This is a genomic window from Allokutzneria multivorans, assembly GCF_039537405.1.
Lineage (GTDB): Bacteria > Actinomycetota > Actinomycetes > Mycobacteriales > Pseudonocardiaceae > Allokutzneria > Allokutzneria multivorans.
In genome coordinates this window covers 168,820-189,252 of sequence record NZ_BAABAL010000005.1, presented here as the reverse complement: position 1 = coordinate 189,252, position 20,433 = coordinate 168,820, and the positions used below count along the sequence as shown (strand labels likewise).

General features: G+C 69.4%; 25 protein-coding genes. 10 read left to right on the top strand and 15 right to left on the bottom strand.

All coding sequences use genetic code 11. The features are described 5' to 3' along the window. The first annotated feature begins 53 nt into the window (after positions 1 to 53). Positions 54 to 1,061 carry a hypothetical protein gene (locus tag ABD798_RS04785; protein ID WP_344871285.1) on the top strand — a complete coding sequence of 336 codons (1,008 nt, stop codon included), beginning with the start codon at positions 54 to 56 and terminating at the stop codon, positions 1,059 to 1,061. Positions 1,062 to 1,065: 4 nt separating this feature from the next. On the opposite strand, the gene ABD798_RS04780 is transcribed toward ABD798_RS04785, so the two are convergent. Next, the gene (locus tag ABD798_RS04780; RefSeq protein ID WP_344871284.1) at positions 1,066 to 2,592 is read right to left on the bottom strand and encodes a dolichyl-phosphate-mannose--protein mannosyltransferase; all 1,527 of its coding nucleotides are present in this window, start codon (positions 2,590 to 2,592) and stop codon (positions 1,066 to 1,068) included. A gap of 91 nt (positions 2,593 to 2,683) precedes the next feature. Between ABD798_RS04780 and rsmI the strand changes: the two genes are divergently transcribed. Further along, positions 2,684 to 3,541, top strand: a complete 858-nt coding sequence (gene rsmI / locus ABD798_RS04775; protein ID WP_344871283.1) for a 16S rRNA (cytidine(1402)-2'-O)-methyltransferase — start codon at positions 2,684 to 2,686, stop codon at positions 3,539 to 3,541. Here the strand turns inward: rsmI and ABD798_RS04770 are convergent. From ABD798_RS04770 to ABD798_RS04750, 5 genes are all read right to left on the bottom strand, one after another. Continuing rightward, positions 3,526 to 3,888, bottom strand: coding sequence for a hypothetical protein (locus tag ABD798_RS04770; protein ID WP_344871282.1), 363 nt, complete (start codon positions 3,886 to 3,888; stop codon positions 3,526 to 3,528). The genes rsmI and ABD798_RS04770 overlap by 16 nt on opposite strands. Positions 3,889 to 3,947: 59 nt before the next feature. Continuing rightward, on the bottom strand, positions 3,948 to 4,907 hold the full coding sequence (locus ABD798_RS04765; protein ID WP_344871281.1) for an ABC transporter ATP-binding protein: 960 nt from the start codon (positions 4,905 to 4,907) through the stop codon (positions 3,948 to 3,950). Beyond that, entirely contained in the window at positions 4,904 to 5,701 is a 798-nt protein-coding gene (locus ABD798_RS04760; RefSeq protein ID WP_344871280.1) for an ABC transporter permease, read from the bottom strand. Before ABD798_RS04760 ends, ABD798_RS04765 begins: the two co-directional genes overlap by 4 nt. Further along, entirely contained in the window at positions 5,694 to 6,488 is a 795-nt protein-coding gene (locus ABD798_RS04755) for an ABC transporter permease (RefSeq protein ID WP_344871279.1), read from the bottom strand. Before ABD798_RS04755 ends, ABD798_RS04760 begins: the two co-directional genes overlap by 8 nt. Positions 6,489 to 6,847: 359 nt before the next feature. Continuing rightward, on the bottom strand, positions 6,848 to 7,822 hold the full coding sequence (locus ABD798_RS04750) for a medium chain dehydrogenase/reductase family protein (RefSeq protein WP_344871278.1): 975 nt from the start codon (positions 7,820 to 7,822) through the stop codon (positions 6,848 to 6,850). A gap of 92 nt (positions 7,823 to 7,914) precedes the next feature. Between ABD798_RS04750 and ABD798_RS04745 the strand changes: the two genes are divergently transcribed. After that, the gene (locus ABD798_RS04745; RefSeq protein WP_344871277.1) at positions 7,915 to 8,571 is read left to right on the top strand and encodes a TetR/AcrR family transcriptional regulator; all 657 of its coding nucleotides are present in this window, start codon (positions 7,915 to 7,917) and stop codon (positions 8,569 to 8,571) included. On the opposite strand, the gene ABD798_RS04740 is transcribed toward ABD798_RS04745, so the two are convergent. Beyond that, positions 8,542 to 8,967 (bottom strand): winged helix-turn-helix transcriptional regulator, encoded by a 426-nt coding sequence (locus ABD798_RS04740; RefSeq protein ID WP_344871276.1) that lies wholly within the window; start codon positions 8,965 to 8,967, stop codon positions 8,542 to 8,544. The two genes, ABD798_RS04745 and ABD798_RS04740, sit on opposite strands and share 30 nt — an antisense overlap. Between ABD798_RS04740 and ABD798_RS04735 the strand changes: the two genes are divergently transcribed. After that, entirely contained in the window at positions 8,953 to 9,303 is a 351-nt protein-coding gene (locus tag ABD798_RS04735) for a YybH family protein (RefSeq protein WP_344871275.1), read from the top strand. The genes ABD798_RS04740 and ABD798_RS04735 overlap by 15 nt on opposite strands. On the opposite strand, the gene ABD798_RS04730 is transcribed toward ABD798_RS04735, so the two are convergent. The 6 genes from ABD798_RS04730 to ABD798_RS04705 all read right to left on the bottom strand — a co-directional run bounded on the left by ABD798_RS04730 (position 9,304) and on the right by ABD798_RS04705 (position 14,121). Then, positions 9,304 to 10,140 carry a metal-dependent hydrolase gene (locus tag ABD798_RS04730; RefSeq protein WP_344871274.1) on the bottom strand — a complete coding sequence of 279 codons (837 nt, stop codon included), beginning with the start codon at positions 10,138 to 10,140 and terminating at the stop codon, positions 9,304 to 9,306. A 211-nt stretch (positions 10,141 to 10,351) separates the two neighbouring features. Further along, entirely contained in the window at positions 10,352 to 10,984 is a 633-nt protein-coding gene (locus ABD798_RS04725) for a response regulator (RefSeq protein WP_344871273.1), read from the bottom strand. Next, positions 10,981 to 12,231, bottom strand: coding sequence for a sensor histidine kinase (locus tag ABD798_RS04720; RefSeq protein ID WP_344871272.1), 1,251 nt, complete (start codon positions 12,229 to 12,231; stop codon positions 10,981 to 10,983). The genes ABD798_RS04725 and ABD798_RS04720 overlap by 4 nt, the downstream gene beginning before the upstream one ends. Further along, a complete protein-coding gene (locus ABD798_RS04715) occupies positions 12,232 to 12,972 on the bottom strand; it encodes an ABC transporter permease (protein WP_344871271.1) in 741 nt (246 codons plus the stop codon). Continuing rightward, positions 12,969 to 13,871: an ABC transporter ATP-binding protein gene (locus tag ABD798_RS04710; protein ID WP_344871270.1), complete on the bottom strand. Its 903-nt coding sequence runs from the start codon at positions 13,869 to 13,871 to the stop codon at positions 12,969 to 12,971. The genes ABD798_RS04715 and ABD798_RS04710 overlap by 4 nt, the downstream gene beginning before the upstream one ends. 4 nt (positions 13,872 to 13,875) lie before the next feature. After that, positions 13,876 to 14,121: a hypothetical protein gene (locus ABD798_RS04705; RefSeq protein ID WP_344871269.1), complete on the bottom strand. Its 246-nt coding sequence runs from the start codon at positions 14,119 to 14,121 to the stop codon at positions 13,876 to 13,878. A 112-nt stretch (positions 14,122 to 14,233) separates the two neighbouring features. On the opposite strand from ABD798_RS04705, the gene ABD798_RS04700 reads away from it, so the two are divergent. From ABD798_RS04700 to ABD798_RS04675, 6 genes are all read left to right on the top strand, one after another. Next, positions 14,234 to 14,713 carry a MarR family winged helix-turn-helix transcriptional regulator gene (locus ABD798_RS04700; RefSeq protein ID WP_344871268.1) on the top strand — a complete coding sequence of 160 codons (480 nt, stop codon included), beginning with the start codon at positions 14,234 to 14,236 and terminating at the stop codon, positions 14,711 to 14,713. Between the two features lie 114 nt (positions 14,714 to 14,827). Then, positions 14,828 to 16,045, top strand: a complete 1,218-nt coding sequence (locus ABD798_RS04695; protein WP_344871267.1) for an NADP-dependent isocitrate dehydrogenase — start codon at positions 14,828 to 14,830, stop codon at positions 16,043 to 16,045. Positions 16,046 to 16,230: 185 nt separating this feature from the next. Further along, positions 16,231 to 16,545: an SH3 domain-containing protein gene (locus ABD798_RS04690; RefSeq protein ID WP_344871266.1), complete on the top strand. Its 315-nt coding sequence runs from the start codon at positions 16,231 to 16,233 to the stop codon at positions 16,543 to 16,545. 27 nt (positions 16,546 to 16,572) lie between these two features. Then, positions 16,573 to 17,205, top strand: a complete 633-nt coding sequence (locus tag ABD798_RS04685; protein ID WP_344871265.1) for a LysE family translocator — start codon at positions 16,573 to 16,575, stop codon at positions 17,203 to 17,205. A 40-nt stretch (positions 17,206 to 17,245) separates the two neighbouring features. Continuing rightward, positions 17,246 to 18,325, top strand: coding sequence for a helix-turn-helix domain-containing protein (locus ABD798_RS04680; RefSeq protein WP_344871264.1), 1,080 nt, complete (start codon positions 17,246 to 17,248; stop codon positions 18,323 to 18,325). A gap of 34 nt (positions 18,326 to 18,359) precedes the next feature. Next, on the top strand, positions 18,360 to 19,166 hold the full coding sequence (locus ABD798_RS04675; RefSeq protein ID WP_344871263.1) for an exodeoxyribonuclease III: 807 nt from the start codon (positions 18,360 to 18,362) through the stop codon (positions 19,164 to 19,166). A gap of 61 nt (positions 19,167 to 19,227) precedes the next feature. Here the strand turns inward: ABD798_RS04675 and ABD798_RS04670 are convergent, their stop codons facing one another. Continuing rightward, on the bottom strand, positions 19,228 to 19,614 hold the full coding sequence (locus ABD798_RS04670; RefSeq protein WP_344871262.1) for a hypothetical protein: 387 nt from the start codon (positions 19,612 to 19,614) through the stop codon (positions 19,228 to 19,230). A gap of 104 nt (positions 19,615 to 19,718) precedes the next feature. Beyond that, on the bottom strand, positions 19,719 to 20,315 hold the full coding sequence (locus ABD798_RS04665; RefSeq protein WP_344871261.1) for a hypothetical protein: 597 nt from the start codon (positions 20,313 to 20,315) through the stop codon (positions 19,719 to 19,721). Positions 20,316 to 20,433: the final 118 nt, after the last annotated feature.

The following is a 20,433-nucleotide window of genomic DNA, read 5'->3' as shown; positions in this document are numbered from 1 at the left end:
TCGCGCCGGTCGGAACGCTCACTAGCGTCGATTTCCTGACTGAGGGGGCAATCGTGAGCGCAGTCCGACTGGCATTCCCCGTGGCCCTGAGCCTGGTGGCCTGTGTGATCGCGGCCCCTGGAGCAACAGCGGCGGCCTGCACGTGGAAGGCCTCCGCCCTGCCGCTTCCCGCCGGGATGACACAGGGGCGCGCGATCGCCTCGGACGACCAGGGCGGCTACGCGGGGATCATGATGGGCACCGGGCCGGAGCGCGTCGCGCTGTGGAAGCCCGACGGCGTCGTCGACTACGGCCAGGTGCCGTTCGCGCCGTACCTGGTCTCGGTCGCCGATGTGAACCGTTCCGGCACGGTGGTCGGCCACGGCCTGCGCAGCACGTTCGCCTACGGCCCGTTCCGATCCGTGGGGACGCGGATCGAAGCCCTGCCGGTGCCCGCGGGCACGCACTCCGCGACGGCGAAGGCGGTGAACGACCGCGGCGACATCGTCGGTCAGTACGTGCCGAAGCTGGGCGAGCGGGGCCGTGCGGTGATGTGGCCCGCCGACCGCCCGGGACAGATGGTCGAGCTGACCGGCTTGCCCGGAACGGACACCAAGGTGGCCAACGACATCGACGAGGACGGCACGGTCCTGGTCGACGTCGTCACCAGCAACGGCACGACCACCGGCTACCTCTGGAAGAACGGCGTCGCGACGAAGCTCGCGCCGCCGGTCGCCTCGAAGGACGTTTCTGGCAAGTCGATCTCGGCGGGCCGAATCGCTGGCTGGATCAGCTTGGAAGAGCAGCCCGGCGAGCTGCGCGCGGTGCAGTGGGACGCGGAGGGCAACGCCAGTGTCCTGCCGGAGGGCCAGTCGGCGGACAGCGTGAACCGCGACGGGCTCGCGGTCGGCGACACCCACGACTACTCGGTGGGCGCCGCTGTGTGGCGCGGCGGCAAGCTCGAAGCGAAGCTGCCGAACAGCCCGCAGCTGTTCGCGGGCAAGGTCGGTGACGACGGCGGCATCCCCGCCTACACGCGCTCCGACAACAAGGACACCCCGCTGGTCTACCGCTGCGGCTGAGCCGTCACCGCCAGGAAGGCAGCCACAGCTCGGCGTTCCACCGCCAAGGCGTGATCGAGTCACCCACGAGCACCGGCCACAGCCACGCGAAGTTCGCCACGACGAGCCCGATGTAGAGCGCGACGACGAGCAGCCCGGTCCTGCGGCGCTCGAAGCCCGCGCGCGCCTTGCCGAGGATCTCGCCGAGCGCCATGGTCAGCCCGAGCACCAGGAACGGCGCCATCGCGGTGGCGTAGAAGAAGTACATCTGCCGGTCGACGTCGAGGAACCACGGCAGCCACGCGGCCCCGTAGCCGACCAGAACGGCGGAGTAGCGCCAGTCCAGCCTGCTCAGCGCGCGCCAGACCGCCCAGCCGAGCATCGGGAAAGCCAGCCACCACATCGCGGGGGTTCCGATGAGCATGACCGCGCTGACGCAGTCCTCGCGGCCGCAGCCCATCGCGTTCGCGCCGGACTCGTAGTAGTAGAGCATCGGCCGCAGGCCCATCGGCCACGTCCACGGCTTGGACTCCCACGGGTGCGGGGTGGCCGGGGTGTGCAAGCTCGTGTGAAAGCCCAGCACGTTGTCGTGGTAGAAGAGCAAACCGCGTATCGGGTCGGGCAGGAACGGCAGGAACGTGTCCACCGTGAGCTTGATCGAGGCGGCCCAGCGGTCGATGCCGGTCTCGCTGCCGAACCACGCCCACCAGGTGCCGAAGTAGGTCACCACCGGGATCACCGCCAGCGCCCACAGCGCGGGGGCGAGGTCGCGGGCGAGCGTGCCGACCCACGGCCTGCGCACTCCGGCGGCTCGGCGTGCCGTGACGTCCCAGAAGACGTTGAGCAGGCCGAACGCGACGATGAACCACACGCCGGACCACTTGATGCCGCAGCCGAGGCCGACCAGCACGCCCGCGCCGAAGCGCCACCAGCGGAAGCCGAGCCGGGGACCGAACGGACTGTTGCCGACCCACCCCTCGCTCATCGCCACGGTCAACCTGGCGCGGACCTGGTCGCGGTCCACCAGCAGGCAGCCGAAGGCGCCGACGACGAAGACGGCCAGGAAGATGTCGAGCATGGCCACGCGCGAGGACACGTGGCTCACGCCGTCGGCGATCAGCAGCACGCCCGCGACCGCGCCCAGCAGCGTGGAGCGGGTCAGCCTGCGCGCGATGCGCACGATCAGCAGCACGCAGATCGTGCCGAACACCGCCGAGGTGAAGCGCCAGCCCCAGCCGTTGTAGCCGAAGAGCCACTCGCCGAACCCGATCAGCTGCTTGCTCAGCGGGGGGTGCACCACCAGCTCGTAGCCGGGGTTGTCCTCGTAGCCGCCGTTGCGCAGCAACTGCCACGCCTGCGGCGCGTAATGCTTCTCGTCGAAGACGGGGGTGCCCTTGTCGGCGGGGTGGCCGAGGTTCCAGAACCGGACGATCCCGCCGATCAGCGCCAGTGTCAGCGCGACCGTCCAGCCGCGCAGGCGATCGCTGGGCGGGGGCGGCCCGAACGGTTGCCAGGGCCGCTCGTCGACGGGGGGTGTGGCGTCCTCACGCATCAGGCGCGCACCTCTCTCCGCTGGTTCACCCGGACGATCGTAGACAGGGGCGGGGTGGCCGCGCTCGAACGCCGTGAAAGGGTCTACGTCCATGCAGGTCGAATCGGGATCAGGGCGGTTGGTGCTGGCCGCGACGCCGCTGGGGGACTCCAGGGACGCGTCGCCGAGGCTGGTCGCCGCGCTCGCCGAGTCCGAGGTGATCGCGGCCGAGGACACCAGGCGCACCAGGTCGCTCGCGGCGGCCTTGGACGTGCAGCCCAGCGGCAAGATCGTCAGCTTCTACGACGCCGTGGAGAACTCCCGGCTGCCGATGCTGCTCGAAGCCCTCCGCGCCGGTTCGACCGTGCTCCTGGTGACCGACGCGGGGATGCCGAGCGTGTCCGACCCCGGCTACCGGCTCGTTGCCGCGTGCGCTGCCGAGGGCATCACCGTCACCTGCTTGCCCGGTCCGTCCGCCGTGACCACCGCGCTGGCCGTGTCCGGGCTGCCGTGCGAGCGCTTCTGCTTCGAGGGCTTTCCTCCGCGCAAGTCCGGTGACCGTCGCCGGTGGCTGACCTCGCTGCGCACCGAGCAGCGGGCCGTAGTGTTCTTCGAAGCCCCGCACCGGCTCGCCGCGACCCTCGTCGATGCTGCTGAAGTGCTTGGTGCGGAACGGAAAGCGGCCGTGTGCCGGGAGCTGACCAAGCACTACGAAGAGGTCCGCAGGGGCGGGCTCGCCGAGCTGGCCGCGTGGGCGGAAGAAGGTGTGCGTGGTGAGATCACCGTTGTGCTCGCCGGAGCCGCCGCGGACGAGTCGGCCGTGACGGACGTGCAGGCGCTGGTGCCCGCTGTTGAGGAGCGCGTCGCCGGAGGTGAGCGCCTGAAGGAGGCGACCGCCGCGGTGGCCGCCTCCTCGGGTGTCAGCAGGAAGGCGCTCTACGACGCCGTCCTGGCTCAGAGACAGGCTTGACGGAGCGCGTCGAGCTGCTTGACCTTGGTCTCGATCCACTTCGGCAGGTTGGCGGCGTCCTCGACGCGCTGCTTCGCCATGTCGATGTAGGAGTTGCCCAGGGTGGTGATGGCCCCGCTGACGTCGCCGTCCTTGGCGTTCTTGGCGAGTTCGTGCAGCTTGTCGCCGGTCTCCTTGGTCTCCTTCTGCGCCTGCTCGCCGTCCTTCGGGTCGGGCGTGAACGCGGCGAGCGCGATGGCGTCGGTGCACACCTTCGCCTTGGAGCCCGCTTCCTGGATCTGCGAGCACCCGCCCAACGCGATCATCAGGGGCAGCACGGCGATCGCCAAGCGACGCGTCGTGGGCATGGGCTCCTCCTCGGGGCGGGGTCGTCCACCCCGAGGTTATTCACAAATCGGTCACCGTGTCAGCGTGCGTACAACCGTCTGATCAATTCCTCGATCCCCGGCTCGGCCACGGACACGTCGTGCACGGCGACGCGGCCGACAAGAGCCGAGATCAGCGCCGCCGCCGTGGTGTCCGAGCGCCCGAAGACGAGGTGCTGGCGGAGCCCGTCCAGCTCGGTGCGCACCTCGCGGACGCCGGGGAGCCCGGTCAGCGGCGGCCGCGGCTCGGTCAGGTCCACGACCAGGGTCCGCTCGGTGACGACTTCCGCGCGCAGTTCGCTGAGCGGCCCGTCCGCGAGCACCCGCCCGTGGTCGATCACCATCAGCCGCCCGCACAGCCGCTCGATGTCGTCGAGGTCGTGCGTGGTGAGCAGCAGTGTGGTGCCGCGCCGGTTGAGGTCGGCGAGGAACGTGCGCAGGCGCTCCTTGGACTCCAGGTCGAGCCCGATCGTCGGCTCGTCGAGCACCAGCAGCTCAGGGTCGTGCAGCAGCGCGGCCGTGACCTCGCCGCGCATCCGCTGGCCCAGGGAGAGCTGGCGCACCGGAGTGGCCAGGAACGGCGTCAGCTCAAGGAGTTCGACGCACTCGGCCAGCCGTTCGCGGTAGCGCTCGCGCGGCACGCGGTAGATCGAGCGCAGCAGCTCGAAGCTCTCCGCGAGCGGCAGGTCCCACCACAGCTGGCTGCGCTGGCCGAACACCACGCCGATGCGCGAGGCGAGCGCGCGTCGCTGCTTCGCCGGGTCGAGGCCGCAGACGGTGGCTCCGCCGGAGGAGGGGGTGAGGATGCCGGTCAGCATCTTGATCGTCGTGGACTTGCCCGCGCCGTTGGGGCCGACGTAGCCGACCGCCTCGCCCCGGTCCACGGTGAAGCTCACCGCGTCGACCGCGACCACTTCGGTGCGGCGCCTGCGCAGGAATCCGGCTCGGTGGGAGACGTGGAAGCTGCGGCGGAGCCGGTCCGCCACGATGAGGGCGCTCATGATCCTGTTCCTTGGTAGTGGCGGACGGCGAAGCGCCAGACGAGCCCGGCGACCCCGGCGGCGACGAGCGCGATCAGCGGCGAGCACCAGCCGAGGAACGCCGGTGCGCCAAGGGGATCAGGCCGGTCCAGCAGCGCGAGCGCGGGGTAGTAGGCGATGAACGCGCCCGGGATGACGAAGGCCAGCACCCGCCGCAGCCACGGCGGGTAGACGGTGATCGGGTAAGAGCTGAACATGTTGCTGCCGTAGGTGACCGCGTTGGCCAGCTCGCGCCCGTCCACGATCCAGAAGCAGATCGAGCACGCGACGACCCAGATCGACCCGAAGAGCACCGCGCCGACGAGCGGGGCGGTGATGGCGAGCAGCAGCTTCGGCGCGCTCCACGCTATGTCCGAAGTGGACAGGACGTACACGAGAACTCCCAGCGCGGCGGCGATCCGGCCCACCCGGCGCAGCTGGATGTCGCCGGTGACGACCTGCGCGAGCGTGCTGAGCGGGCGCAGCAGGAGCACGTCCAGCTGCCCGGTCCTGATCAGCCGGGGCAGCTCGTCGAGCTGGCCGACGAAGAGGTCGGCGAGCCCGAACCCCACGCCCGCGATGCCGTACATGATCAGCACCTCGTGCACGGCGAAGCCGCCCAGTTCCGTGGCGCGCCCGAAGAGCACGAGGATGACGATCAGCTCGCCCGCCTGGCCGAGCATCTGCGCGACGAAGTCCAGCAAGAACGATGTGCGGTAGGAGAGCTGGGATCGGAAACGCGAGCCCAGGATGCTGAGGTAGACGCGGTCAGCCACCCTGGATCACCAGCTTCCGCTCAGCCGCGCGCTGGACGAGCTGGCCGATCGCGAGCAGCGCGACCGTCCACACCGCCTGGTGGGCGAGCAGCGGAAGCGGGTCGCCGCGTTCGACGAACACGTCGATCGTGTTCTGCAGCAAGGAGGGGAAGGGCGTCCACCACAGCGCGAGCTGTGCCCAGTCGGGGAAGAACGCCAGCGGCACGGTCAGCCCCGACACGATGCCGCCGAGGATGCCGTACATCGCGGTGATCCCGCGCGCGTCCAACAGCCAGAAAGCGCTGAGGCTCAACAGGAAGCGGATCGCGAAGCTCATCGCGACGGCCAGCACCACGCTGAGCGCGAACAACACCCAGGTCTGTGACCGTTGGGGCCAGCGGAGATCGAACAGCAGTGAGCCGATGAGCATCGGCGGGACGAACCTGATCAGCACGGCGAACCCCGCGCGGCCGAACTCCTCGGCGAGCAGGGCGAACTGGAGGTTCCACGGCCGGGAGAGGTCGATCGCGACGTCTCCGCTGCGGACGCGGTCGGCGAGCTCGTGCCCGCCCCACAGCATGATCACGCCGAGCAGGCCCTGGCCGAGCCACACGTAGCTGGCGATGCTGCCCGCGTCGTAGCCCGCGACCTCCTGGCGGGCGCCGAGCACGCTGAACAGCACCGCGATGCGCATGAGGCCGAAGGCGGAGTTGGTGGTCAGGGCCGCCACAGCGGCCGAGCGGTAGGTGGAGTAGCGGTGGAATCCGGCGACGGCGAGGTGCGGATAGCACCCGATCAACGCACGCACGAAAATCCACGTTAGTCCCGGCCGCAACTCCTTTTTGGACGGTCGAACGAGGGTGGCTTTCGTACGGTGGGGGACCCCCCCACTTCAATCGTCACCCACCACGACGCCGAGCAGCAAGCCACGTTCACGCAGTGGGTGAAACTTCGCTCACCACCACGTCGTGTCCACAGTGGACACTTGTGTACCCAATGTGGCATTTGTTTCACGAGACGTAACAAATGCCACATTGGGTACGCGGCCCTGGCGGCCCTGCGGGAGCTTCACCTCTGCGTCAAAGTCCCGTTTGGTGCGTTGAGCGCGCTGAACGGGTCGTTTGGTGCGTTCAAGTACCTCAACGGGTCGTTTGGTGCGTTCCAGGTTCAGGCTTCGAGGACGATTTTGCCGGTGGCCTGGCCGGTGCTGAGGAGGGTGAGCGCTTCGGCGGCGTTGGCGAGGGGCATGCGGCGGTCGATGTGCGGTGTGAGGGAACCGGAGGCAACCAGGCGCAGGACTTCGGTCAGGGCCTTGGCGAAACCGGCGCCGGGCTTGACGTAGTACATCGAAGCGCGACGGCCACCGGTCAGCCCGACGAGCCGGCGCAGCTGCCACCACGCGAGCCGTCGCACGGTGCCCACGTAAGGCCGCAGCGGGTGCCCGGTGTCGTGCAGCGTGCCTGCGGAGCCGTAGTTCGCCAGCACGCCACCGGGCGCGAGCAAGCTCCACGACTCGTCGAGGCTCTTGCCGCCCACGTGGTCGAACACCGCGTCCACGCCGTTGGGAGCGAGCGCGCGCACCTGCGCCCCGACATCGCCCTTGCGGTAGTCGACGGGCTCGGCGCCGAGCGAACGCAGCAGCTCGTGCTTGCCCACCGAAGCGGTGCCGATGACGCGAGCACCAGCGAGGCGCGCGAGCTGCACGAGCAGGCTCCCGACGCCACCGGCCGCGCCGTGCACGAGGACGGTCTGACCCGCGCGGACCTTGGCGGTCACGTGCAGCATCTCCCACGCGGTGACGCCGTTCATCGCCACGGCGGCGACCATGCCGGGGTCGACGTCCTCGGAGATCGGGACCGCGATCTTGGCGGGGATCACCACCTCGTCGCGCCACGCGCCCGTTCTCGTCAGCGCCACGACGCGCTGATCGGTGCCGACCACCCGGCCGACCAGGTCGTAGCCGGGGACGAAGGGGAACTTCGGCTGGAGCGGGTAGCGCCCGCGCAGCATCTGCACCTCGGCGAAGCTCACGCCGGTGGCCTCGGTGCGCACCAGGAGCCGCCCCTTGCCGGGGCTGGGCTTCGCACCCTCGGTGACGCGCAGCATCTCCGGGCCGCCCTTGCCGGTCAGCACGATCTCCACGGTCGCCTCCTGTGAATGATTGTTACAAGTGTTAGAGCTTCTAACGAAAGCTTGAGCCTGTTAGGGTCCAGTTGTCAAGGGAGGTGGTCGAGGTGGACCGCAGGCAGCGCTACCGCGAGCAGACGCGGGACGAGGCGAAGCGCATCGCGCTGGAGCAGCTGGCCGAGGCCGGGCCGGGCGGGATCTCCGTCAACGCCATCGCCAAGCGCATGGGCGTCACCGGGCCCGCCCTCTACCGGTACTTCGCGAACCGGGACGCGCTGCTCACCGACCTGATCGAGGACGCGTACAACGACCTCGCGGACACGATGCAGGCGGCGGTCGTCCATCGAGCCGGGAGCGCCACGCAGATGCGCGCGCTCGCCACTGCCATGCGCGCGTGGGCGATCGCGCAGCCGCACCGCTACCTGCTGCTCTTCGGAACGCCGGTGCCCGGGTACGAGGCGCCGATCGAAACGCTGGCCGCCGCGCACCGCTCGATGACCGCAGTGCTCGCGACCGTCGGCGAGGACCGGGAGCCCGCGAACCGGCGCTCGACGCTCTACCGCCAGCTCGGCGCGTGGGGCGAGAAGATGCAGACCGGCGAGCTGACGCCCAAGCAGCTCCACTGGGGCATCACCGTGTGGACCCGTCTGCACGGCGTGATCAGCCTGGAGGTCACCGGTCAGTTCACGTTGACCGGCGTCGACCCCGAGCTTGTCTTCAAGGCGGAAGTGGAGTCACTCGTCGCGTGGGGCGAGCGCGGCTAGAACTCGCGATCCCGTGCTGTACAAGGTGATCAGCAGCGGTCGCAGCTCCATGCCCGCGTCGGTCAGCCGGTAGCTCGTGCGCACGGGGAAGCCCGGAAGGCGATCCTTCGCGACGAGCCCCTGGGCGACCAGCTCACCGAGCCGATCGGTCAGCACCTTCGCGGTCAGGGTCGGCAGCCGCGCGCGCAGCTCGCCGAACGAGCACGGGCCGTGCATCAGCTCGCGCAGCACGAGCGTTGCCCACCGGCCGGAGATCGCCGCGAGCGCGACCTCGACCGGGCACGTCGGCTCCGGCTTGTCCGTGCGACCGCGCGCGTCCGGGATCAGCTCCGCGTCGGTTTCCGTTTGGTGACCGTCGAGACGCTTCGCTTCGCTGGTGCCATGAGTACCGACCACATGCCCAGTGTGCGCCTGCCCGAGCAGTTCCGGGAGGCGTTCAACGCAGCTTCGAGTTCCGCCGTCGATGCCCTGTACGAGCCCGACGGGGTGTTCGTCGACGGCCCCGGCACTCCCACGACCGGCCTGGACCGCAAGCGCGCCAACGAGAAGATGCTCGCGCTGGGGGAGCCGATCGAGGTCCGGCCGCGCCACACCTACGTCGCGGGCGACATCGCGCTGCTCATCGTCGACTGGAGCATCGGCGAGGTGCACGGCACGGCGACCGACGTGGCTCGCCGCGGACCGGACGGCGTGTGGCGCTACGTGATCGACAACCCGTTCGGCACGGCCTGACTACTGCTTGGCGATGCCTTCCACGGGCGTGGCGTCCCAGGGCAGCAGGTCGACGCCGAGCCAGGGCATCACACCCGTGCTCTGCAACGCGGCGACCGACAACCACAGCGCCAGCAGGCTGAACAGGGGCAGGACGATCATGTTCTCGACCGTGCCGCCGGTCTTCATCCGCATGATCTTCGGCGGGGCCACCGGGTACCAGGTCTTGCCCGCGATTGGCACCGGCCACAGCATCGGGCAGCCCATCTCGGTGATCGCGTCGCCGATGAAGTGCGCGACGCAGCCGATCGCCACCGCGAGCCCGCACGCGCCCGCCAGCTCCGGCGCGCCGTTCACCCACTGCCAGCACAGCAGCGACAAGCCGGCGGAGGTCAGCGTGATCGTCATCGCGTCGCGCTTCGGGTGCCACTCGTGCAGCAGCCCGCGCACCGCCAAGCCGCAGAAGAAGAACATCACGAACGGCAGCGCGTAGGTGTGGCTCAACTGGATCAGCGCGGTCGTCGCGAGCCCGGCGAGCACCGCGAAGACGATCGTGTGCGTGAAACCGCGGTGACCGCCGTGCCGGTTGGAGTCCTTCTTCGTCCGGGTGCCCCGGTAGATCTTGTGGCTGAGCCAGTTGATCCCCGCCGACATGCTCTTGCTGATCGGCCCGAACGTGCGCGCCACCGTGGAGCTCGGGTGGTCCAGGTCCGGCAGCAGCGCCGCCCCCGTCGCCAGCGCCCCGCCCACCACGATCGCCGGCGCGGTGAACGCTCCGAAGTCGTACGCCGCGCCCAGCACCGCGACCCCGCTCCACGCCGCCAGCCCACTGATGGCGTGCGTCGGCCCCATCGACATCCCGCGCCCCCTGAAGATCGTCCGCTGCGCGAAAGGCTAGGCGATCTTCACCACCCCCAGAACCCCCACCCGCCCCATCCTCACCACCACCCCCACGCCCGCCAACGGCCCATTTGACGCGTTGAACGCACTGAACGGGTCGTTCAGCGTCCCCAACGCACTGAACGGGTCGTTTGGTGCGCTCAACGCACTGAACGGGTCGTTCAGGGCTTCAACGGCGGCCGGGGGTGATGAGGCCGAGCTCGTAGGCGGTGGCGACGGCGGCGGCGCGGTCGTTCACGCCGAGTTTGGCGTAGACGTGCAGCAGGTGCGTCTTCACGGTGGCCTCGCTGATGAACAGCTTGGCGGCGGCGTCGCGGTTGGTCATGCCGCGCGCGATGAGGCCGAGCACCTCCAGTTCGCGCTGGCTCAACGGTTCCTTGGCGGGGGAGCGGACCTGGCTGAGCAGCTTGGTGGCGATCGCGGGCGCCAGCACGGCCTCGCCGCGCGCGGCGGCTTCGACGGCGCGGAACAGCTCGGACTTGGGCGCGTCCTTGAGCAGGTAGCCGGTGGCGCCCGCCTCGATCGCGGGCAGCACGTCGGCATCGGTGTCGTAGGTCGTCAGCACCAGGACCCGCGTCCGCAGCTGCCGCTCGGCGATCGTGCGGATCGCGGTCACGCCGTCGGTGCCGGGCATCCGCAGGTCCATCAGCGCGACGTCGGGGTCCAGTGCGGTGACCAGAGTGACCGCCTCAGCCCCGTCGGCGGCCTCGCCCACCACCTCGAAGCGGGGGTCGCCGGTGAACATGCCGCGCAACCCGTCGCGCACCACCGGGTGGTCGTCGACGATCAGCACCGTGATCAAGGCTGTCCTCCAACGGGAATCGCCGGAACGGTCGCGGAGATCGCGGTGCCGGAGCCGGGTTCGGACTCGATGGCCAGCGTGCCGGAGAGCCCCTCGGCCCGCTGCCGCATCGACGTGAAGCCGAACCCGGAACTGTCCACAGTGGACGAAAAGCCGACGCCGTCGTCCCGCACGTCCAGTGTCACCACGTCCTCCATGTACGACAACGTCAGGCCGACTCGCGAGGCGCGCGCGTGCTTGGCCACGTTGGCCAGCGCCTCCTGGGCTGTGCGCAGCAGCGCCACCTCGACATCGGCGTGCAGCGGGCGCGCGGTCCCGGTCGAGGTGAACTCGGCGGCCACCCCGTTGATCTTCGACCACTGCCGCACGACGTCGCCGAGCGCCTCCGGGAGCCGAGCCGATTCCAGCGCCTCCGGCCGCACGGCGTGCACGGAGCGCCGCGCCTCGCTCAAGCTCTCCCGCGCCAGCGTCGCCGCGTTGTCCAGGTGCCGCCGCTGCTGAGCTGGATCGCCGTCAGCCGCTTGGAGCTGGGTGATGATGCCGGTCAGCCCCTGCGCGATGGTGTCGTGAATCTCGCGCGCCATCCGCTGCCGCTCCTCGGTCACCCCGGCCTCGCGCGCCTGCTCCAGCAATTGGGCCTGCAACCCCGCGTTGACCCGCATCGCGGCTTCGAGCCGCTCGTTGACCTCGGTCAGCTCGTCGATCGCGTCCTGCCGCTTCTGGCTCTCCCCGCCCGCTGCCCACCCCGCGAAGGCCAGCGGAATCGCGACGTTCACCAGCACGATGAACGGCGAGGTCGTCGGGAAGGCGCTCAGCCCGGTCTGCGCGGTGAGCCCGCCGATCGAGGTCACCCCGACCGCGAAGACCGCCCAGTGCGCCGGGAACAACGCGTACGCGTACGGGTAGCCGAGCGCGCCGAAGATCGAGTAGATCGGCGAGGTGGACACCAGCGCGAAGATCGACAGGAGCAGCCCGCCGTAGAACACCAGCCCCAGCACGGGCCGCCCCGCCAGCCAGCCCGTGGTGTTGCGGCGAGGAGAGAAGTCCGGCCGGGTCCGCAGCAGCAGCCCGACCAGCAGCCACAGCGCCGCCACACCGATCAGGGCGAACAGCGCCGGAGCCCGGTCCTGGTGATCGTCGATCAGCGCCCACAGCCCGGTGGACAGGGCGAGCGCGGCGTAGCCGATCACGACCAGCACGGTCCCGCCGTGCCTCGCCCAGAACTCCGCCTTGCCCACCGCGCTCACCTATTCCCAACGAAACAGTGCTGCTGCGACAGATCCCAGCACCACGGCGATCCCGGCCAGCACCATCGCGTGGAACGGCTGGAGGCCGACGCCGGACCAAGTGTCGCGCAGCGCCTGCAACGCCGCCCCCAAGGGCGTGAAGTCACCGATCGTGGCCAGCCACGACGGCATCGCCTCCTTCGGCGTCCACACCCCGCCGAGGAACATGCTGGGGAAGAACAACATCATCCCGGCCGCCGTCGCCGCACGAGTGGTCGGAACGAGGGCGGCCACCAGCAGGCCGACCGAGAACAGCGCGGCGATGCTCAGCAGGAGCGTCCCCGCGAACGCCAAGACGTTGGACGGCAACGGGATGCCGAGCACGAGGTGACCGACGCCGACCACCACCGCCGTGGACACCAGTGCCGTGCCCGCCCCCACGATGATCTGCGCGATCAGTAACATGGCCGGGTGCACCGGGGACGCCCGAAGCCTGCGCAGGACCCCCTTCTCCCGGTAGGCCGCGAGGTAGCTCGGCAGGGTGTTGAAGGACAGCGTCGCCAGCGCGAGCGCCAGCGCGATCGACGCGACGAAGTACGCCGCCTTCAAGCCCTCCAGGTCGGGTGGTCCGCCGCTGCCTTGGAACTGCAGGCCGATGGCCAGCAACAGGAACACCGGCAGCACGAGGGCGAACAACGGCGAGATCTTGTCCCGCAGGAACAACTTCGCCTCGGTCAGGGTGAGCTTGCCCAAGCCGTTCACTTGTCTCCTCCGGTCAGCGTCACGTACGCCTCGTCGAGCGTCGGCTGGTCCAGTCGCAGGTCCGCCACGAGCACGTGCTCCCTGGCGAGCAGGCCGGTCACCTCGTCGGCGAAGCCGCCGGTCCCGGTCACCACGACCTGTTGCCCCGTCCGAACGACCTCGCGCACCCCCGGTAGCCGCGCGAGGGCGTTCTCGTCGAAGGCCGCGACCGGCCGGAACCGCAGCCGCCGCTCCGAGAAGGTGCTGTCGACCAGCCCCGTCGGGGTGTCCAGCGCGACCACCCGGCCCTTGTCGAAGATCGCGACGCGGTCGCACAGCGCCTCCACCTCGTCCATGAAGTGGCTGACCAGCACGACCGTCACCCCCGTCGCGCGCATGTCCGAGATCAACTTCCAGGTTGCCCGCCGCGCCTGCGGGTCGAGTCCGGTGGTCAGCTCGTCCAGGAACGCGACCTTGGGCTTGCCGACCAGGGCCAGCGCGATGAACAGCCGCTGCTTCTGGCCGCCGGAGAGCGCGGAGAAGCGCGCGTTGCGCTTGTCCGCCAACCCCCACTGCTCCAACAGCTCCCGCCAGTCGCGCGGATCGCGGTAGAAGGAGGCGTAGAGATCCAGCGCCTCCCACACCTTGATCAGCTCGGGCAGTTGGGCCTGCTGGAGCTGGACACCGACGACCTGGCGAAGCTCGCGCTCGTCCTTGGCGGGGTCGAGCCCGAGCACGCGGATCGTGCCGGAATCGGGGCGCCGCAAGCCTTCCACGCACTCCACGGCGGTGGTCTTGCCCGCGCCGTTGGGGCCGAGGATGCCGAAGATCTCGCCCTCCTCGACCGAGAAGGAGACATCGCGCAGCGCCACGTGGTCGCCGTAGCGCTTCCCGAGGCCGCTCACTTCGATGATGGACATGCCACTAGCTTGCGGTGCCGCTGAGCTGGGCGAATCGACCGCGCGGCCCCGTTGCCCGACGGTGGCGGCTGACCGCGAATCCACCGTTCGGTTGATGCTCAGCGAGCCAGGACCGTGCGTAGCGGCCGGTCGGCGCGGCGGGGTTCTCGAACACAGCTCCGTCCTCGTCCGCCTCGCCCACGCCCGCGATCCGCGGCGCCCACATCGTGTGCCGCGCGGTGATCAACACGGGCGTGTGTTCCTGCTTCATTCGAACCTCCTCGGTCGCTACGATGGTCCTACGAGTCGGATATCTCTATTGTGTGTATATCTAGATTTGTGGGATATCTCGATTGATCGAAGTACTGGAGCCGGGAGGGTCGATGTCAAGCGGTGCGTCCTCGCGCGCGGAGCTGCTCGCCGAGATGGAGGGGGTCATGCGGGACAACGCCTCCAGAGGGCTGCTCATGCACCAGGCGATAGCCGACCGCTTTGGGCTCGGCGCGACCGACATCAAGTGCCTGGACCTGGCGCGCGACGAGGTGAACCTGACCGCGGGCAAGCTCGCCGAGATCACCGGGCTGAGCACCTCGGCCGTCACCGCGCTGCTCGACCGGCTGGAGAAGGCCGGCTTCATCGAGCGCCGCCGCGACCCGGGCGACCGCAGGCGCGTCTTCGTCGTCTCCACCGGCAGGCGCGAGGCCGAGACCGCGCGGGCGTTCGCGCCGCTGCGCGAGCTGATGCTGCGCGGGCTGGAGGGCTGCGACGAGCGGGAGCTGCGGCTCATCCACGACTTCCTGCGCGGCGTCACCGACGGCGTGACCGAGATGGTCCGCCGCTACCGGGTCGAATCCAGGCCCTAGAAGTCGGCTGGCAGTCGGGGAGCGGCCAGCATCACACTGGCCGGGTCCGGCGGTGGGCGCGCATAGCAGTACGCTTGTCCCGCTTGCACCGTCGCGAGAGGAGCGCTCCGCCGTATGAGCAAGATCAAGGTCCAAGGCACTGTCGTCGAGCTCGACGGCGACGAGATGACCCGGATCATCTGGCAGTTCATCAAGGACAAGCTGGTCCACCCGTACCTCGACGTGAACCTCGAGTACTACGACCTGGGCATGGAGCACCGGGACGCCACGGACGACCAGGTCACCATCGACTCGGCGAACGCCATCAAGCGCCACGGCGTCGGCGTCAAGTGCGCCACCATCACGCCGGACGAGGCGCGGGTCGAGGAGTTCGGCCTGAAGAAGATGTGGCGCAGCCCCAACGGCACCATCCGCAACATCCTGGGCGGCGTCGTCTTCCGCGAGCCCATCATCATCTCCAACATCCCGCGCCTGGTGCCGGGCTGGACGCAGCCGATCATCATCGGCCGCCACGCCCACGGCGACCAGTACAAGGCGACCGACTTCAAGGTCCCCGGCCCGGGCACGCTGACCGTGACCTTCCAGCCCGCCGACGGCTCCGAGCCGATGGAGTTCGAGGTCGCGCAGTACCCGGAGGGCGGCGGTGTCGCCCTGTCGATGTACAACTACCGCAAGTCCATCGAGGACTTCGCGCGCGCGTCGTTCAGCTACGGCCTGCAGCGCAACTACCCGGTCTACATGTCGACCAAGAACACGATCCTCAAGGCCTACGACGGCATGTTCAAGGACGTGTTCCAGGAGGTCTTCGACGCCGAGTTCAAGGCCGACTTCGACGCCAAGGGCCTGACCTACGAGCACCGCCTCATCGACGACATGGTCGCCGCGGCCATGAAGTGGGAGGGCGGCTACGTCTGGGCGTGCAAGAACTACGACGGTGACGTGCAGTCCGACACCGTGGCCCAGGGCTTCGGCTCGCTCGGCCTGATGACCTCCGTGCTGATGACCCCGGACGGCAAGACCGTCGAGGCCGAGGCCGCGCACGGCACGGTGACCCGGCACTACCGCCAGCACCAGGCGGGCAAGCCGACCTCCACCAACCCGATCGCGTCCATCTACGCCTGGACCCGGGGTCTCGCGCACCGCGGCAAGCTGGACAACACCCCCGAGGTGATCGGCTTCGCCAACTCGCTGGAGCGCGTGGTCATCGAGACCGTCGAGAGCGGCAAGATGACCAAGGACCTGGCCCTGCTGATCGGCAAGGACCAGCCGTGGCAGACCACCGAGGAGTTCCTGGCCTCGCTGGATGAGAACCTGCAGAAGAAGATGGCCTGATCCTCTTCTCGCACTCGCACGAGGGCCGTCCCCGGTTCGGGGGCGGCCCTCACGCGTTGTGCGGCCGCTGCCCCCAACGGGTGGAGCTGCCGGGTTCCCCGGGTGCACTTCGCGCGCAGGTCTTCGCAGCTCAGGCAGGGGGCGATATACCAGGAGCAGGTGTCGGGGCCGATCTTGGAGGGACCGTGTTCCTGTTCCTGCGTCCACTTCTGCTCATCGGCGCCGCCGTCGCGGGCTTCATCGTGCTGTCCAACATGGGCGCCGCACCCCAGGCCCCCGAACTCGTCGGCGGCGTGCAGCGCTGTGACTTCAAGGTCACCGCCGACCTGCTCAACGTCAGAACCGGTCCGAGCACCCAGTACCCGGTCGCGGCCAAGCTCCGCAGGGACGCGCTCACGCCGGGCACCGTCGAGCTGGACAACGGCTTCCGCAAGCTCGGCAACGAGCGCTGGGTGGCCGACCAGTTCCTCAGCCCGGACAAGCTCAACACCTGCCGCTGACCTGGGCTCGCGTGACATGGTGAGGCCATGTCCCCCTTCGACGGCACGACTCTGGCGACCTACGTCGCCGCGTGCTTCGCGCTCGTCCTCGTTCCGGGGCCCGCTCAGGCCCTCGTGCTCGTGCGCACCGCGAACGGCGGTCGGCGCGCGGGTGTGCTGACCACGCTCGGCCTCAGCGTCGGCACCCTCGTGCACACGGCCGCCGCCGCGGTCGGGCTCTCCGCGCTGCTCGCCGGTTCCGCCGTCGCGTTCTCCGTCCTCAAGTACCTCGGTGCCGCTTACCTGGTCCACCTGGCTTGGCGCGCGTGGCGCGACGGCGCCCGCCCTCTTTCGACCGCCCCGTCGGAGGTTCCCAGCAGCAAGGTGTTCACCAGCGCCGTGCTCGCCGGGGTGCTCAACCCGAAGACCGCGCTGTTCTTCCTCGCGTTCCTTCCGCAGTTCGTGCACCCGGAGCGCGGGTGGGTGGTGCTCCAGTTCCTCGTGCTCGGCCTCGTCCTCGCGGTCGTCGGTGTGCTGACCGACTGCGTGCTCTCCGTCGCCGCCGGTGCGCTGACCACCCGGCTCAACCGGAACCACCGCTTCCACCAGTGGCGGCAGCGGGTGACCGCGACCGTCTTCCTCGCCCTCGGCGTCCGCCTCGCCCTGACCGAGCAGTCCTGAGCTGGTGACGTGGTCGGCCCCGGTGTGAGAAAATCGCACTATGGCTGATGAGGCGTGGGCTCGCATCGGTGAACGGATTCGCTCCGCGCGGGTCGGTTCCCAGCACACCCAGGACGAGGTGGCGAAGAAGCTCGACATCGACCGCTCCTCGGTGGTGCGACTGGAAGCCGGGCAGCGCAAGATCTCGGCCCTGGAGCTGGCGTCGCTGTCGGAGCTGTTCGACGTTCCCCTGACCTACTTCCTCCGCGAGTCGCCCACCCCGGTGGTCTCCCGCAGGCAACGCCTCGCCGACGACCCGGACGCCGCCGCGCGCACCGTCTGGCGCCTCGACGTCGACCTCGAATCGCACGCCGATGATCTCCAGTTCCTCGCCGAGCTGGGCATGATCGAGCAGATGGCCGTCTCCTTCGACTACCTCGACGCGGACAAGCTCGCCGCCGCCGCGCGCGAACACATCGCGATCCCGCACGGTCCGCTGCCCTCGCTGTCCGAGGTCACCGAGCGGTTCGGGCTCTACCTGCTGGTGGTCGACCGAGACGTCGACGGCGCGTCGTTGTTGCTCGACGAGCCCGTCAACGTTGGAGTCGCCGTCATCGGTGGCCAGGCCGACCCTGGGCGCAGGCGGTTCACCGCTGCCCACGAGTTGGGACATCACCTGCTCGGCGACGCGTACAACTCGGACGTCGGTGGGAGCCACGACGACCGCGAAGCCCTCATCGACGCTTTCGCCCGCGCGTTCTTGTTGCCCGAGGCGGATGTCCGTCTGGAGTGGCGCTCTGTGGGCGATGAGCCCTGGCGTGCTCTGCTGCGGATCGCCGGTCTCTACCGCGTCCCGTGGTCCGTCGCCGTGCAGCGTGCGCGCGAACTGGACCTGATCGACTCCACCGACGCGCGCGTCCTTCGGCCGCGGCGCCCGATGCTGGGCGATTTTCTCGCCGAACTCGGTGTCGCCCCCGAGGAGGACCTCAAGATCGGCGCGACCGGCCCGGCGTGGAAGCGAGCCGTGCTCCAGGCCTACGAGCGTTCGCTGATCACCGGAAACCGAGCCCTCGAACTCCTGCACGGCGCCCTTGTCAGCAAGAGAGACCTGCCATCGTGCGAGGCGGGGCTGCTCGCCTGAACGTGGTGTCGGGGGCCGGGGTTAGGCTCGCGGCGTGCTGACTGTCTCCACGGTGAACGTCAACGGAATCCGCGCGGCCGCGAAGAAGGAGAACGGCCTCGTCGAGTGGCTCGCGGCCACGTCGGCCGAGGTGGTGTGCCTGCAGGAGACCAGGGCCGAGCCGGGGCAGATGCCCGACGAGGTGCGCGAACCGGAGGGCTGGCACGTCGTGCACGCCCACAGCGACCAGAAGGGGCGCAACGGCGTCTCGATCCTCACCAGGCAGCAGCCGGAGGCGGTGCGGATCGGCTTCGGTGCCAAGGAGTTCGACAGCAGCGGGCGCTACATCGAGGTGGACCTGCCGGGGCTGACGGTGGCCAGCCTCTACCTGCCGAGCGGGGACGTGGGCACGCCGCGCCAGGACGAGAAGGAGCGCTTCATGGGGGCGTTCCTGCCCTACCTGGCGAAGCGCAAGCGCGCGGCGAAGCGGCAGAAGCGCGAGGTCGTGGTGTGCGGCGACTGGAACATCGCCCACCGCGAGATCGACCTGAAGAACTGGAAGGGCAACCAGAAGGAGTCCGGCTTCCTGCCCGAGGAGCGCGCGTGGATGGACCGCGTCTTCGGCGAGGCGGGCTACGTGGACGCCTTCCGCAAGGCGCACCCGGAAGGCCCTGGGCCGTACTCGTGGTGGTCGTACCGGGGAAAGGCGTTCGACAACGACTCGGGTTGGCGGATCGATTACCAGATCGCCACGCCGGGATTGGCGGAACGGGTCAAGGAAGCGCGGATCGAACGCGCGGAGACTTATGCGGCGCGCTGGTCCGATCACTCGCCGGTGACCATCACCTACGACTTCCCATAGGCGCTGAGCGGATTCCCGGGCGGCTCTCGGAGAAAGCCGAAAGAGCCACCCGGGAACGAAGTCACGAGTACTTGATCTCCACGCACGGGTAGCCGGGGACGGCGCTGCCCCAGGCCCGGCGCACCTTCCCGCAGATCTTGCCGTTCGGGAACAGCGCGGTGCTGTTGTTCCAGGTGTGCGAGGTCCCGTCGCCGCCCCGCTTCAGGCCGGACCTGTATGAACCTCCCCACGTGTCGAGCTGGAAGACCCAGTCGCCGTGGTGATCGCCGCGATAGGTGACGGTCGCGGAATCGGTGTGCTTGTTGTTGCCGACGACCTTGATGCACACGTCGCCGTTGCACCCGGACGCGGTAGCCGACGCGGTACCTGGCACCGCGATTCCCGCGACCAGAACCGCAGCGAGGGCCGTCATCGCGCCCAGCGGGCGCAAGCGGAATCTGCTCGTCATTCCAGTGTTCCCCTAGAGTCCGTTGACAGAACCGGACAAAACGGTAACAGCGACTTCGCCGCGATTCGTTTGCTCAATGGGGAACGGGCGTGAATGTCCCCTGATTAGGGGTCGACCTCGAAACGGCGCAGGACGTGGCCGTAACCGACGTGCCGGTCGAGCGGGCGGGCGATCACGCACACGCCGGTCGCCACGTCCAGCCGCACCGTGAAGCGCTTGGCCGGTTTGTGCGGGGGCTGCTGCACGTGCCCGCGCGCGCCGTCGAGCAGGGGGCAGCACGGGCAGAGCGGGTCGTAGTCGTCGGTCGGCTGGACCACCGCGTCCAGCATCTTGCGGCCACCGGAGCTGATCATCGCGAGGTGCTTGAACCGTAAAGGCCCCGGCAGGGTCTCCGGGTCCTCGCCGGGCCACGACCAGCCGAAGCCGTCCGCAAGCTCGCGCGGCGCCAGCAGCGAGGGACCGTGATAGCTGTCCCACATCGGCACGCCGAGCCGGGGTTCGAGCATGTCCTCGCTGGGCTCGCGCTCCACCCAGTCGCCCTCCGCCCAGTCCGCCAGCCGCACCGAGCCGTCGCGGGTCAGCTCGATCCGCTGACGGCGGTCCCGGACGTCGTCCCGGAACACGTCCAGCTCGAAGCGCAGCCGCGACCAGCCGCGAGGGGTCTCCCTGGCCAGTCTGCGGAACAGTGCGGTCTCCGTCACACCTCTCGACTCTGCCCCAGCGGCGCCCGCTGAGCGAGGACGACGCACCGGATTGAGCTGAAGTGGTGATCATCGCAGGGAAAAAACCGCTTCCGGCCCAGCGAGAACATCGGTGGTC

Coding starts and splice junctions, on each gene's coding strand:
- ABD798_RS04780 (WP_344871284.1), bottom strand. CDS start 2,592: ATGCGTGAGGACGCCACACCCCCCGTCGACGAGCGGCCCTGGCAACCG.
- rsmI (WP_344871283.1), top strand. CDS start 2,684: ATGCAGGTCGAATCGGGATCAGGGCGGTTGGTGCTGGCCGCGACGCCG.
- ABD798_RS04770 (WP_344871282.1), bottom strand. CDS start 3,888: ATGCCCACGACGCGTCGCTTGGCGATCGCCGTGCTGCCCCTGATGATC.
- ABD798_RS04765 (WP_344871281.1), bottom strand. CDS start 4,907: ATGAGCGCCCTCATCGTGGCGGACCGGCTCCGCCGCAGCTTCCACGTC.
- ABD798_RS04735 (WP_344871275.1), top strand. CDS start 8,953: ATGAGTACCGACCACATGCCCAGTGTGCGCCTGCCCGAGCAGTTCCGG.
- ABD798_RS04730 (WP_344871274.1), bottom strand. CDS start 10,140: ATGTCGATGGGGCCGACGCACGCCATCAGTGGGCTGGCGGCGTGGAGC.
- ABD798_RS04710 (WP_344871270.1), bottom strand. CDS start 13,871: ATGTCCATCATCGAAGTGAGCGGCCTCGGGAAGCGCTACGGCGACCAC.
- ABD798_RS04705 (WP_344871269.1), bottom strand. CDS start 14,121: ATGAAGCAGGAACACACGCCCGTGTTGATCACCGCGCGGCACACGATG.
- ABD798_RS04700 (WP_344871268.1), top strand. CDS start 14,234: ATGTCAAGCGGTGCGTCCTCGCGCGCGGAGCTGCTCGCCGAGATGGAG.
- ABD798_RS04695 (WP_344871267.1), top strand. CDS start 14,828: ATGAGCAAGATCAAGGTCCAAGGCACTGTCGTCGAGCTCGACGGCGAC.
- ABD798_RS04685 (WP_344871265.1), top strand. CDS start 16,573: ATGTCCCCCTTCGACGGCACGACTCTGGCGACCTACGTCGCCGCGTGC.
- ABD798_RS04680 (WP_344871264.1), top strand. CDS start 17,246: ATGGCTGATGAGGCGTGGGCTCGCATCGGTGAACGGATTCGCTCCGCG.
- ABD798_RS04670 (WP_344871262.1), bottom strand. CDS start 19,614: ATGACGAGCAGATTCCGCTTGCGCCCGCTGGGCGCGATGACGGCCCTC.